9 protein-coding genes are annotated in these 13,087 nt (G+C 45.2%); 5 read left to right on the top strand and 4 right to left on the bottom strand.

Translation table 11 applies throughout. The features are described from left to right. Position 1: 1 nt before the first annotated feature. Genes ilvD through ilvG form a run of 4 tightly spaced genes read right to left on the bottom strand, consistent with a single transcriptional unit; the run spans position 2 to position 4,750 of the window. A complete protein-coding gene (ilvD, locus tag NL646_RS21475; protein ID WP_005497444.1) occupies positions 2 to 1,843 on the bottom strand; it encodes a dihydroxy-acid dehydratase in 1,842 nt (613 codons plus the stop codon). 14 nt (positions 1,844 to 1,857) lie between these two features. Further along, a complete protein-coding gene (ilvE, locus tag NL646_RS21470; RefSeq protein WP_253664671.1) occupies positions 1,858 to 2,796 on the bottom strand; it encodes a branched-chain-amino-acid transaminase in 939 nt (312 codons plus the stop codon). A gap of 12 nt (positions 2,797 to 2,808) precedes the next feature. Further along, complete coding sequence (gene ilvM / locus NL646_RS21465) at positions 2,809 to 3,093, bottom strand: acetolactate synthase 2 small subunit (protein ID WP_005378958.1); 285 nt, start codon at positions 3,091 to 3,093, stop codon at positions 2,809 to 2,811. Between the two features lie 10 nt (positions 3,094 to 3,103). Further along, positions 3,104 to 4,750 carry an acetolactate synthase 2 catalytic subunit gene (gene ilvG, locus NL646_RS21460; protein WP_005461385.1) on the bottom strand — a complete coding sequence of 549 codons (1,647 nt, stop codon included), beginning with the start codon at positions 4,748 to 4,750 and terminating at the stop codon, positions 3,104 to 3,106. Positions 4,751 to 5,214: 464 nt separating this feature from the next. Here ilvG and NL646_RS21455 point away from each other — a divergent pair, with 464 nt between their 5' ends. From NL646_RS21455 to NL646_RS21435, 5 genes are all read left to right on the top strand, one after another. Then, complete coding sequence (locus NL646_RS21455) at positions 5,215 to 6,189, top strand: YifB family Mg chelatase-like AAA ATPase (RefSeq protein WP_301339346.1); 975 nt, start codon at positions 5,215 to 5,217, stop codon at positions 6,187 to 6,189. An 88-nt stretch (positions 6,190 to 6,277) separates the two neighbouring features. Beyond that, complete coding sequence (locus NL646_RS21450) at positions 6,278 to 8,620, top strand: hypothetical protein (protein WP_253664670.1); 2,343 nt, start codon at positions 6,278 to 6,280, stop codon at positions 8,618 to 8,620. Further along, a complete protein-coding gene (locus tag NL646_RS21445) occupies positions 8,614 to 11,025 on the top strand; it encodes an integrase (protein ID WP_253664669.1) in 2,412 nt (803 codons plus the stop codon). The genes NL646_RS21450 and NL646_RS21445 overlap by 7 nt, the downstream gene beginning before the upstream one ends. Before the next feature lie 11 nt (positions 11,026 to 11,036). Continuing rightward, complete coding sequence (locus tag NL646_RS21440) at positions 11,037 to 11,567, top strand: hypothetical protein (protein ID WP_253664668.1); 531 nt, start codon at positions 11,037 to 11,039, stop codon at positions 11,565 to 11,567. Beyond that, positions 11,567 to 12,928 carry a site-specific integrase gene (locus NL646_RS21435; RefSeq protein ID WP_253664682.1) on the top strand — a complete coding sequence of 454 codons (1,362 nt, stop codon included), beginning with the start codon at positions 11,567 to 11,569 and terminating at the stop codon, positions 12,926 to 12,928. Before NL646_RS21440 ends, NL646_RS21435 begins: the two co-directional genes overlap by 1 nt. Positions 12,929 to 13,087 lie beyond the last annotated feature (159 nt).

Genomic DNA, 13,087 nt, shown 5'->3' with positions numbered 1-13,087 from the left:
GCTAGCCCTCTAGCTTCGATTTATCTCGTACTGCACCTTTGTCAGCACTGGTTGCCATGCTGGCGTACGCTTTTAGGGCGAAAGACACTTCACGTTGACGATTTGCTGGTTTCCAACCCAGTTCGTCTTGTTTTACGCGGCGCTCTGCAAGTTCCTGTTCAGAGATCTCAAGAGAGATGCTGCGATTTGGAATATCAATCGCAATCAAATCGCCGTCTTGAACCAAGCCGATCGCACCGCCATTGGCCGCTTCTGGAGAAGCATGGCCGATAGACAGACCAGAGGTACCACCAGAGAAGCGGCCGTCAGTTAATAACGCACACTCTTTACCTAAGCCCATCGATTTTAGATAAGTGGTTGGGTAGAGCATTTCTTGCATGCCCGGGCCACCTTTTGGACCTTCGTAGCGAATCACAACTACATCGCCCGCTTTCACTTTGCCGCCAAGGATGCCGTCTACCGCATCTTCCTGGCTTTCAAACACTACCGCAGGGCCAGTAAATTTCAGGATGCTTTCGTCTACACCAGCAGTCTTCACGATACAACCATCCAGCGCGATGTTGCCTTTCAGAACGGCAAGGCCACCATCTTGGCTAAACGCGTTTTCTTTGGTGCGGATACAGCCTTCCGCACGGTCATTATCGAGGGTATCCCAGCGACAATCTTGCGAGAACGCTTGTGTGGTGCGGATACCCGCAGGGCCAGCACGGTAGAATGATTTCACTTCTTCTGAATCGGTCAGCATGATGTCGTATTTGGCTAGCTGTTCTTCCCAAGTCAGTCCTAGGACTGTCTTAGACTGATTGTGCAGCAGACCTGCACGGTTCAGTTCACCAAGGATACCGACAACACCACCCGCACGGTGTACATCTTCCATGTGGTATTTCTGCGTTGAAGGAGCCACTTTACAAAGGTGTGGTACTTGGCGAGACATGCGGTCGATGTCCGTCATATCAAAATCGACTTCACCTTCTTGCGCTGCAGCTAAAAGGTGTAACACCGTATTGGTCGAACCGCCCATTGCGATGTCGAGTGCCATCGCGTTTTCAAATGCGGCTTTGGTCGCGATATTGCGTGGTAGAGCCGTTTCGTCATCTTGCTCGTAGTAGCGTTTGGTGAGTTCAACGATGCGTTTACCTGCATTGATAAACAGCTCTTTACGATCGGCATGCGTTGCCAACAGCGAGCCGTTGCCTGGCTGAGACAGACCCAGAGCTTCTGTCAGACAGTTCATTGAGTTTGCGGTGAACATGCCTGAACACGATCCACACGTTGGGCATGCACTGCGTTCGATCTGTTCGCTTTGTTCGTCAGACACTTTTGGATCGGCACCTTGGATCATGGCATCGACAAGGTCTAGCTTGATGATCTGATCTGAAAGCTTGGTTTTGCCCGCTTCCATTGGGCCGCCAGATACGAAGATAACTGGAATGTTGAGACGCATTGACGCCATCAGCATCCCTGGAGTGATTTTGTCACAGTTAGAGATACACACCATGGCATCCGCACAGTGCGCATTAACCATGTATTCGACTGAGTCGGCAATCAATTCACGTGATGGCAGCGAGTAAAGCATGCCGCCGTGACCCATTGCAATGCCATCATCGACGGCGATGGTATTGAATTCTTTTGCGATGCCGCCTGCCGCTTCAATCTCTTGAGCAACAAGTTGGCCCAAATCTTTAAGGTGTACGTGGCCTGGTACGAACTGAGTGAATGAGTTCACCACGGCGATGATTGGCTTACCGAAATCTTCGTCTTTTACACCGGTTGCACGCCAGAGCGCACGAGCTCCCGCCATGTTACGACCATGTGTGGTGGTTGCTGATCTATATTTTGGCATTTCTTAAATCCTTCTTACTGCTGCTCTGGGTACACATAGTCTAACCAGCCCCACTTATCCTCCGTGGTGCCGTTAAATAGGCCAAAGTAGGCTTCTTGCAATTCTTTGGTAATCGGACCGCGTTTACCGCTGCCCACTTCAATTTTGTCGATGGTTGCCACAGGCACAACTTCTGCTGCGGTACCGGTCATGAATACTTCATCCGCAAGGTATAGCGCTTCGCGGGCAATGTTAGCTTCACGGACTTCGTAACCTTTACCGCGAGCAATGGTCATGATCGAGTCACGAGTGATGCCCGGTAGGATAGCGCTGGTTGCTGGTGGTGTGGTGATCACGCGATCTTTGATGACAAAGATGTTCTCGCCCGCGCCTTCTGACAAGTAACCGTCAACACTCAGTGCGATACCTTCGTCGTAACCATGACGACGTGCTTCACCACCAACGAGTAGTGAAGAAAGGTAGTTACCACCCGCTTTTGCAGCGGTAGGGATGGTGTTAGGTGCCGCGCGATTCCAGCTTGAAATCATCGCATCCACGCCTTTTTCTAGTGCTTCTTCACCAAGGTACGAGCCCCATGGGAACGCCGCGATGATCAGCTCCATTTCGGTGCCTACTGGAGGACACACACCTAAACCGACATTGCCCACAAATCCCAATGGACGAATGTATGCGCTGTCGAGTTTGTTTTGACGCAGAGTTTCACGCGTTGCTTCCATGATTTCTTCAACAGAGTATGGAATAGGGAAGCGGTAAATTTTGGCGGAATCTTTTAAACGCTGTGCATGTTCACGGTGACGGAAGACAATTGGGCCTTTTGGTGTGTTGTAGCAGCGTACCCCTTCAAATACTGAGGTTCCGTAATGCATGGCGTGAGTGAGAACATGCACGTTCGCCTCTGCCCATGGAACCATCTCACCATTAAACCAAATGAAATTTGCAGTTTTCGTTGCCATTTGTTGCCTTCCTTATGCACTTACGTGTTGTTGTAAGTTGTGATTTGGCAGTTCATCGTTGCGGATTTTCAGCACCTCAACTTTACGAACGTCCCACAACTTCTCAATTTGATTGATCAAAAACGAGATTGGTCGATCGCTGTCGACGATGATCTCGACGCTGGCTACTTTACTTTCGTGGTTTTGAGTAGCGGCCACCTGTTTGATCACAAAGCCTCGGTGACGAATCACACGTAGAACGCGCTCTAACAGTACCGGTTTGTCGTCGGCTTTGATGTCGAGTAAATATCTGTCCATGTGATGTCTCCTACGTGTTTTCCAACATATCACTGTTTGATGCACCAGGTGGTACAAGTGGCCACACGTTTTCTTCTTCATCAATTAAAACGTGAAGCATGTAAGAAGTTTCGCTCGCTAGCATCTCTTTAAGTGCTGGTTCGACTTCTTCTTTCTTGGTGATGGTTTTGCCCGGAATGTCGAAGGCTTTTGCCAACATCACGAAATCTGGGTTGTCATCAAGAATGGTTTCACTGTGGCGACCGTCGAAAAACAGTGATTGCCATTGGCGAACCATGCCAAGACGTTGGTTGTTTAGGAGAACAATCTTCACTGGAATTTGGCGACGTTTTAGCGTGCCTAGCTCCTGTACGTTCATCATGAATGAACCGTCACCTGTAATAAGGATAGACTGATCATCCGGACGCGCGACTGATGCGCCCATTGCTGCTGGCAAACCAAAACCCATGGTGCCTAAGCCTGCGGAAGTAATGAAGTTTTGCGGATCGCGTGGCTGAATGTGCTGAGCTGCCCACATTTGGTGCTGGCCTACGTCAGTCGAGACGATGGCGCTGTCTGGCATCATGTCAGATAACTGCTTAAGCAGCAGCGGTGCGTAGATAAGATCGCCAGGGTGGTCGTAACGCCACTTAAAGCCGCTACGCAGACTTTCACTATGGTGAACCCACGATGAGATATCTTGAGTCAACTCCAATTGAGGAAGAATGGTATTGATGTCGCCTCGCAGTGGTGCGTTTGCGTGGCGAAGCTTATGGATTTCTGCCGCATCGATGTCGATATGGATGACTTTGGCGTGCGGCGCAAAGGTATCGAGTTTGCCCGTCACACGGTCATCAAAACGCGCACCTACGACAATCAATAGATCCGCTTCTTGAACCACAAGGTTGGCCGCTTTGGTGCCGTGCATACCCAACATGCCTAAGTAGTGAGGGTCATGTCGTTCAATCGTACCTAAGCCTTTCAGAGTGCTTACCGCTGGCATCGGGTTCAGACGTAAGAACTCTCTCACTGCATCTGTTGCTTTCGCTAGCTGCACACCGCCGCCGACATACAATACCGGGCGAGTGGACGCCGCCAGTACGTCTTGCGCGCGTTTGATGTCTTCAGCGCTGACGTCTTCGATTTCAGGTGCAACGTAAGGTGGCAGTAATTCTGTTGGGGCTTGAGCAAGCTGAACATCTTTCGCAATATCGACAATGACCGGGCCCGGACGACCCGTTTTGGCCACTTCAAACGCTTCAGCTAGCGTTGGCGCAAGATCTTCAATGTCAGTAACGAGATAACTGTGCTTAGTACAGGCGAGAGACATACCAATCACATCCATTTCTTGGAACGCATCGGTACCGATATGAGAGCTGGCAACCTGACCTGTGATGGCTACCAAAGGAACGGAATCAAGGAAAGCATCGGCTAGGCCGGTAACAAGGTTGGTGGCCCCAGGGCCGGAAGTTGCCATGCACACGGCAACATCTTGAGTGGATCGAGCCATACCGATGGCGGCCATAGCGGCCCCTTGTTCATGACGGCATAAGATGTGCTCGACACCTCCGTCATACAAGGCATCATAGATTGGCATGATGGCTCCACCGGGATAACCAAACACCGTCTTGATGCCTTGCTGTCTTAAAGCGGCTACGACAAGTTGTGCACCAGTCATCGTAAACCTCCTTTGCTACGTTGTGGCTCGTAGCGATTGCCATGTGTGTTGCACTTCATGTGCGCTCCCATTCTTCCCGTTAAACTGTCCGAGGGTTAGACAGATGACAACTTGTAGTTGTAAAAAAACCCCCGGACTTTTCAGCGCGGGGGTTTTTTGTAATTTGTGGTTACCTTTCGCCCACAAGCCCCCGCGCGGTGCCAATAATGACCACGATAATCAGGGCTAGCAGTGTGTTGATGTGAGCGAATAGGTTCATCTGTCTGTCGTTCTTTTTTCGTTAAATAGTATTGTGTAATGTTCTACGAAAATGTTTGCGTCATTAGTGGTATCACACAAATCCGCTGCATGACAAGCAAAAAGTCATTCTTTTTTCACATTAACTCTCAATTTGGACGCGGTATATAACATAACCACATAGATAAAACATTTGTTTATATAGTGTTCAATAGATTGGGGAGTTTATGGGGCTGGCAATCATTCATAGTCGGGCAAGTGTCGGGGTGCAAGCGCCGTCAGTTAGTGTGGAAGTGCATATCAGTAATGGCATGCCCGGCTTTACTCTCGTTGGGTTGCCGGAGACTACGGTAAAGGAATCCAAAGATCGTGTACGCAGTGCGATCATCAACTCAAATTTCCAGTTTCCAGCCAAGCGCATTACGGTCAATTTGGCCCCGGCGGATTTACCTAAAGAAGGCGGACGTTTTGATTTGCCTATCGCATTGGGTATTTTGGCGGCTTCAGAGCAAATCGCGACAGATAGGCTCAAAAACTACGAATTTGTTGGCGAATTAGCCCTGTCTGGAGGATTAAGACCTGTCAAAGGTGTGCTTCCTGCCGCGTTGGCTGCAAGCAAAGTAGGACGTCATTTGGTGGTGCCTCATGTCAATGGCGATCAAGCGGCGCTGGTGGGCAAAGAGCAACATAAGTCAGCGCAATCCTTACTTGAGGTGTGTGCAGAGTTATGTGGTCAGCATCGTCTCAATCTTTATCAAACTCCGAAGCGAAAAACGGTTGAAAAACATGGTCGAGATCTACAAGACATCATTGGGCAGCAACAAGGAAAGCGTGCTCTAGAAATTGCGGCGGCTGGAAACCACAACCTACTTTTCCTTGGTCCTCCTGGTACAGGAAAAACCATGCTGGCGTCGCGTTTATGCGACTTACTGCCGGAGATGAGCGACGAAGAAGCGATGGAAACGGCTTCAGTCGCATCACTGACGCAAAGTGAGATTAATGAGCACAACTGGAAGTCGCGTCCGTTTCGTGCGCCGCACCATTCCAGTTCGATGGCGGCATTAGTTGGTGGTGGCTCGGTGCCAAGACCGGGAGAGATCTCTTTGGCTCACAATGGGTTATTGTTCCTTGATGAAATGCGAGTAATCCCAATAATTAAAACTTATCAAAATCTAAATAAATTGATGAATATTAATAACTAAAATTCTAATTAATATCTTAAATTTACATTGATACTAATCACTATGACAACTAATGTTATTATGAGTTGTCAATCTATGGAATGTGGTTGTGAATGTAAAAACACTAAATGAGCTTTCATTATTAAAATCTGCATTGTCAGTCGAATACTCTAACTACCTAACTCTTGCTGCTGAATCCTCAATCCCCCCCAAAAAAATACAGCCAGTATTGAATGTTTATGCAGCTTACAGCTACTTGGTTGGACAAGGTAACTACAGTGTATTGGATATACTGAATGACTCAAGTTCACTTAATGCGCACTTCCAGTCGCTCATTGGATTTGTTTATAGCAATGATGATATCACTATCAAGCACCGATATACCTTCGGTAATCTACTCAAAGTCCTTTTCCTCTACATTGCGCAAGATAAGCAACTTGACCTCAATGACGTAAAGCTTTCGTCCACTAAAATCTCAACAGACGTTTCGAGCTGTCTAGCTCAGTTCCGAAAGCTTAAGTTAGATAAAGCCAAAGCTGACTACTTAAATGGTTGGCCGGTGCTATCAAAAGAAGGTAAAGAACATGAGGCTTATCTTGATACGCTTTATGTGAATTTTGGCGAAGTATTTGCTAACAAGGTTCATTTCGCTCTAAAAAACTATGCTTTTACACAAAAATCATCAACTCTTGGTAACGTATTGACGACCCTCAAAAAACTATTTGTGGGTTTCTCCATTGTTTATAACGAAAGAGACGGACTATCAATAGAAACCCTTCTCAGTCGTAATCATGTGCAGCTATTTTTCCACAAGCTGTTTAAAGTGCTATTTGTGCGCTCCCAAGCAGCTCAGAACTGTCCAAAGTATTTTCATGCTCAATGGCGAGATACCATTAACTATTATACCGAGTGTTTTATCAACACGGGTATTTTTGCTGAGCCTCACAAACCATTCATCGTTCCAGTCTGGAAAGACCCAAAAGATGCAGCGCCTACCTTTTCAATTGGCGGCAATGCTACGCAGCCAGAAAACCTTAGATGGTTTGCTAACATCCCACTTAAAATTAAAGATGAAGAGGCTGTTTCAATTATTCAGCAACGTGTAGAAAGAGATATGGCGCATATCAAGCATGTGTGTCTCTTGAAATTCGGTGAGCTTTTAGAGCGAGAGGATAGAAATAAAGCTTTTCAGAACAATGGTTCCGTCAAGCCACTGAGTAGTAATAGCCATAATCCTCAATATAAAAACTTTGTCGGTGCAGATAAGTTAGACAATACCGTAGCAACCTTTTATGCACATGGCATCGCTGCGAAAGACACCAACTATCTATCATTTTTGGGGTTTCACGGTAATGCTAGCCAACTCAACGCAGAGTTAAACTTACCAAACACTTCAACACTGAACGTTCTTTTGACGCTTCTTGTGATGGAGCATCCTCTGATAACACCGTCTTGGTTAGCAAGGTGGGACTTATTTGATGTTAATGGCAATATGGTAGGCTATAAGAAAGTTGGTAATCAACACATTGCGGTCAGTTACAAATCACGCAAAGGGTCTACCAATGCGCAACAAGAAGTAGTGCTTAATGAGTTTTCCAAATCTGTTGTTGAGTTCTTGATACAGCATACACGCATGAGCCGTGAACACCTGAGGCAAAAAGGGAATGTGAGTTGGCGAAAGATGATTTTGACTGCAACCACTACCAGTGCGATGCGCCCAATCAACCTCAATACTACTCTTTTTTCGGCAAATGATTTTTATGATTGGCTTCAGGATAAAACACTCTTTGATAAGAGCAGCGATGTCACCCTGAAAGATGCCCAAGCTATTTCTGACATCCATTCATTACGCTCAATCAGACGACACAGAGGCTTTCAAATTTACTTGGAAACACGTTCAATGGATGCCGTTGCCGAGGCGCTTGGTCATGAAAAGAAGGATGCAAACCTACTGACCTCTTACCTTCCTAAACCACTCATGGACTTCTTTAATGCACGTTGGGTACGTCAGTTTCAGAACGCTATTTTACTTGAAGCCATGAAAGATTCAGTGCATCGACTTGATGCTGTGAATATGAGTACAGAGGACATTGAGGAACTCTTAAACAATCACGGTATCAGTAATATTCCAGAGCGTTTCGACCACGGTTTTGTTCAAAAGACCACAACTGATAATGAAAAATCTGAATCCTTAGCGTTCGACCAGTTGACCTACACTATTTCCACCTCTCTTTTGCAGCTTTTGATGGCGATACGCCTTGTCGTTGAGAGTAGTGATGATGAGGAATCTTTTTTAGATATTGTGGCTCACTGGTATCAATCAGCAGTGTTTGTTTTAGATACCCTGAGTTCAGGCAAGCATAGTGCTGATGATGATTTGATGGGAATGCTTGATATTGCAACCAATAACAAACTGAATGCTGACACTATTAAAGGAGCGCTGCTATGTTAAGTGTTGCTATCGACAATACCTCAATTGCTAACCTCATTGAAAGCATCGTGCTAGACCATTCGCTTTTGAATGGTCTAAGTGCCGAAACTCTTGAAGATATTATCAATTTCTCAGTAGCAAATGATGACTATCGAGCATTAGATATCATCACGAATATCCATACTGGCATCTACGGTTACGATGACAGACAGCCCGAATGGTTAGAATCCAGCTTTTCTGAAAACAAGTGGGTACTGACATTTGGCAAACACCCAAAAACGATACATTGGGATACAGTGTGCTTAGATGATGGTAAGAAACTCACGGATAAAAAACACCAAAAGTTGTTAAACAGCTTTAAATACTGGATCACAGCGGCAGATAATCCGCTGGAAAACGGTGGGAAGATTATTAGTCCAATAACCGCTTATAATAAAGTTAACAAAGTTATCGCTCTCATCAATGCCGTCTTGCTGCACTCGAAAGAGTTGAAGCTGGCAAAATATCACCTTCTGAATGTGAATGATGACTTCTGGTTGAACATCTTGACGAAATACGCTGAGCCCGGAAATTTTCAAGGTGTGTATGAGATTGATAAGCGCACCAAGGTATTACTTGATAACGCTTCCCAGAGTGTTTCAGATGCAGATGCACAAACGTTTAAAGAGAAGTTTCCCTACGTTACCCAAAACATTGCGCAAGATGAAAGTGTCTTATCCTTAGCAGAGAGGGAGAAGGCGTGCGCTTGGCTTTTTGAGCGAGGTTATTATCACGCTAGAGAAGGCATAAAATACGCTGGCAGCAGTGCTGTGCTAGGTAAACTGTTGTTTGATGGTAAGATGCTTTATCACGACATTAATCTCCCCAACTACGCAGAACTACACCTCAAAGCGCCAAACCAATACTCAGAGTATCGTGCAGTTGAGAATAGAGATACCTCAACAGGCACGAATCAACGGACTATCTCGACATACATTGAAGCCATTCGATTGATTCATACCAACCTTGAGCGTAAAGATGCGGCAAGTCCTTCAATCTTGTCCGAGCGTGTCAGTGCAGGTCACATTAGCCAGTTAGTTAGCTTAAAAAGAGTAGGACGTACCCGCACCTTGCCGCCTACCTTTGTGTTTAATTTAATTCGTCAGTGCTATGAGTTTGCCAAAGAGCATCTACCTACAGAGGAAGGCTCTACTACTTTACTAGACGAAACGTTAACGCTGTTGTCTAAAGCAAGAAGCAAATCTGCTGCAAAAAAATCCAACACACTCCGCCCGCAACAATGCGCTCTAGCTTGGAATGAAGAGTTGCATCGAGAGATGTCTGGGACGGAACGAGGTTACTGGTTTCAAACGGAAGCCATCAATTGCCTGAGCGATGAATATTTGAGAAAAGGGATTAAACAGGTTCAAGGCTTTGCTGAAAACGTTGAAAATCGCTTTGAGCGGATTCGAGCTAATGAGAGCTTGTTTGATTTGTTCTCTGTACTGCAAGGTGCAATACAGGTCTTGGTGGGTGCCATCATGGCTCGAAGACAAGATGAATTAATCAAGTTGAAGTCACATGGTAATCTATCACCTAATGTAAATCCCTTTTCAAAAGAAGGTGCAAAAGCAGAGTACAACCTGATATTTAAGGTAAAAAAAACTGGCTCAAAAGGGGTAAACGCAACAATAGAAAGACCAATTCCCTTATCTATCGCAAGGTTCATTTGGCAACTGGAGCAATTTAACATCAAAGCTAATGAGTTAAATTTAGCCAAAGGAAAGTTGTCTCTATTTAATAATTTAAACTCAAAAGATTGCCAGTTAAGTCAGGTAAGTAGCGATACCTACAATACACACCTCGATGCTTTGTGTGATTACGTCGAAACGGACTTGGTTGAGTACGACAACGGTGAGTATCGCCGTAATTATGTTCGTCAGCATCAATTGCGCCGCTTCTTTGCAATGGCATTCTTCTGGTCTAAAGGATTTGATGGCATGGATGCTCTGCGCTGGATGCTCGGACATTCAGACATGGAACATCTGTATCACTATATCTCTGAATCGGAAACTGGGGCGGTACTAAATGGGGCTAAAGCCAGTGTGATTGTTCATGGTGTGGTTGATTCCACCTCTGAACTTGCCAAGCTCGACGGAATAGAAGAGGTTCGCAAAATCATTGCAGAGCGACTGACAGGTGATAGCTCAACGCCGATTACGATAGAGTCAGTGAGCGAAGCGGTAGAAGATTACGATGATGAGTCTTACCTAACCGTTCCTCATATTAGCCAAATTCAAAAAGAGCAGGACATTGAAACAGAGGTTATTCACCTTCTGGAAGAGGGGCAAATCACACTGGAACCAGAGTTTTTTATCATAGATGATAGTGATGGCAATGCCACTCAAACCTTTAATCTTATTTTAAAAATCAAAGACATTGATTAAGGATTCGGCTAATGAAAGTTTTAGAGAAAAACCAAACCAAGGTACTTGAAACAGAAAAGCTGTTGAGAGAGATAATCACATCTCCCGCTGAGTTTAAAGATGATGTGGAGCTGATGATGGCTCTCAAATCCCAATCTGGCATCGCTAAATATCAGAATCAAGAGCGTAATATCACATCATGCTCATTAAACACGGTCAAAAGCATCTCAGAAGCACTTCTGGAAAGAGGCTTCTTATCCTTAGATGAGCTTCGTATTAATGCAAAACTGGCGGTAGAGGCTGCACATCATAATGAGAAGGCTTCCAAAGGCAACAAACAAACTGTAGTGGGTCTAAAGCACAAAGTTTCTAAGCTTGAATCGGAGCTGGATGCAGCACAGCGCAGCAATTCTTTACTGACCGTTATGGTCTCTGAGCTGCGCTCTAGACTAAAGCGGATAGCGCAGCATGAGGGCACAGTAGAAGAGCGACAGGAGCTTTACCGAGAGCACAATCGGAAGATTGAAGCGCAGATGAATTACAGTCTGCATGGAGAGGTATGATGGCGGTTCGTAAGCTTAAAGACTTTGAGCAATGGAGTCATCTTGGGTTTGATGGCAAGCTTGTCTTTCGTAAGCCACTGGATATTCCTTTCGTAACCTACAGTAACCATGTGCCTTGCTATGAAGCCAATGCCTACATCCATAGTTTGATGGTGAGAAACTTAAAAAGTGACACGATTCGTGGATATGCACACGATATTATTCACTTGGTTCACTTTATTGAAAAACAGCCACGATTGAGCCGATTTAGCCAGCTTACAGACGCAACATTCACCCTTTTTATTCAATCGTTACAAGCAGAGAAAACACCGCTCGGTGAGCTAAAACGCCGTAATAATTCGGTTATAAAGATTGCTCATACCTGTCTTGATTTTTTGCAGTTTATCCAAGATTTTCATGATTTGAGTTCTTTTATTGGTAAGGATAAAGCTAACTCAATTCAGATACTTGAAAAACCTTATAAGCGCAAGCAGGAAGGACACAAAGGGTTCATTGAAGGCACTAAAATTACGCACACTGCCGTACCAACTAAAGATGAGATCAAGAAACGCCACCCTGTTTCGGAAGATGATGCCTTGCGTGTGTGGGAGTTTATAAAAACTCAGAAAAACAAAGATAAGCGCAGAAGGGACATGGCGTTATACACCGCAATGGAGCAACTAGGCTGTCGTGTGTCTGAGCTTCATTTGATTAAAATGACCGATTACGAGGAAGCTAGACGCACAGGTATGCTCACTCTTACCACTCTGAAGCGAAAGGACGATAACACCACTCGAAAGATTCCTGTACCGCACCTTTTATTATCAGTGATTGCGGATTACATCAAAGTTCGAAAGAAGGTAATGAGGAAGAAGAAAGTTCAGCATGACTATCTCTTTATTAGCTTAAAGACAGGTCATCGCTTATCCGCCGATTCATGGACAACATACATGATCTTATGGAAAAAAGAGCTTGGTATCGAGGGAGAATTGCATCCCCACTTGTGGAGACATGCATTCATAACAGATAAGCTTAAAGAGCTTATTCTTGCCACTAAAGAAGTGAATGATAAAGATGATTTCCGAAAGCATTTACTTCATACGCAAACATTTAAAATGCAGCTTCAACAGTGGACAGGTCATACAATGCTCCGTTCTCTAGATACTTACATTGACCTCGCTTTTGCAGATATACACGGTTATACAGAGGTTTACAACGCTGTTTCTCTGAAGACAAGTGTTGAGCTTGCTAAACGTCAGATCGAGTTGTTAGAAGAACAGATAGCAAGGAAGGAGTTAACATCTACCGCAGCGCTCGTGGAGATCAAGATATTGTTAGAAGCTTTTCAGTCTGATATCGATAAAAGCATCGTCTCATCGTGATAATAAAGTTGAGCTAGCCAGAGGTAGCCAGCTCGAAGCTGGACAGAATGTATGGTACGCCCCGTTTTGCAAGTGAAAATCCAAAAAAACGGAGTTGGTTTGCGCTAATGTATTCAGAGTCTAATTGAGACCAATTTACTTTAGCCCCAGCTCTACGAT

The sequence above is a fragment of the Vibrio sp. Y20_XG_PY13 genome, from assembly GCF_024181925.1.
Classification (GTDB): domain Bacteria; phylum Pseudomonadota; class Gammaproteobacteria; order Enterobacterales; family Vibrionaceae; genus Vibrio; species Vibrio parahaemolyticus.
The sequence above is the reverse complement of the archived record's forward strand: the minus strand, read 5'-3'. Positions and strand labels throughout refer to the sequence as shown.

Excerpts from the sequence above, each read along its gene's own strand:
- ilvG (WP_005461385.1), bottom strand. The coding sequence starts at position 4,750 with ATGACTGGTGCACAACTTGTCGTAGCCGCTTTAAGACAGCAAGGCATC.
- NL646_RS21435 (WP_253664682.1), top strand. The coding sequence starts at position 11,567 with ATGGCGGTTCGTAAGCTTAAAGACTTTGAGCAATGGAGTCATCTTGGG.
- ilvD (WP_005497444.1), bottom strand. The coding sequence starts at position 1,843 with ATGCCAAAATATAGATCAGCAACCACCACACATGGTCGTAACATGGCG.
- NL646_RS21440 (WP_253664668.1), top strand. The coding sequence starts at position 11,037 with ATGAAAGTTTTAGAGAAAAACCAAACCAAGGTACTTGAAACAGAAAAG.
- NL646_RS21445 (WP_253664669.1), top strand. The coding sequence starts at position 8,614 with ATGTTAAGTGTTGCTATCGACAATACCTCAATTGCTAACCTCATTGAA.
- ilvM (WP_005378958.1), bottom strand. The coding sequence starts at position 3,093 with ATGGACAGATATTTACTCGACATCAAAGCCGACGACAAACCGGTACTG.
- NL646_RS21455 (WP_301339346.1), top strand. The coding sequence starts at position 5,215 with ATGGGGCTGGCAATCATTCATAGTCGGGCAAGTGTCGGGGTGCAAGCG.
- ilvE (WP_253664671.1), bottom strand. The coding sequence starts at position 2,796 with ATGGCAACGAAAACTGCAAATTTCATTTGGTTTAATGGTGAGATGGTT.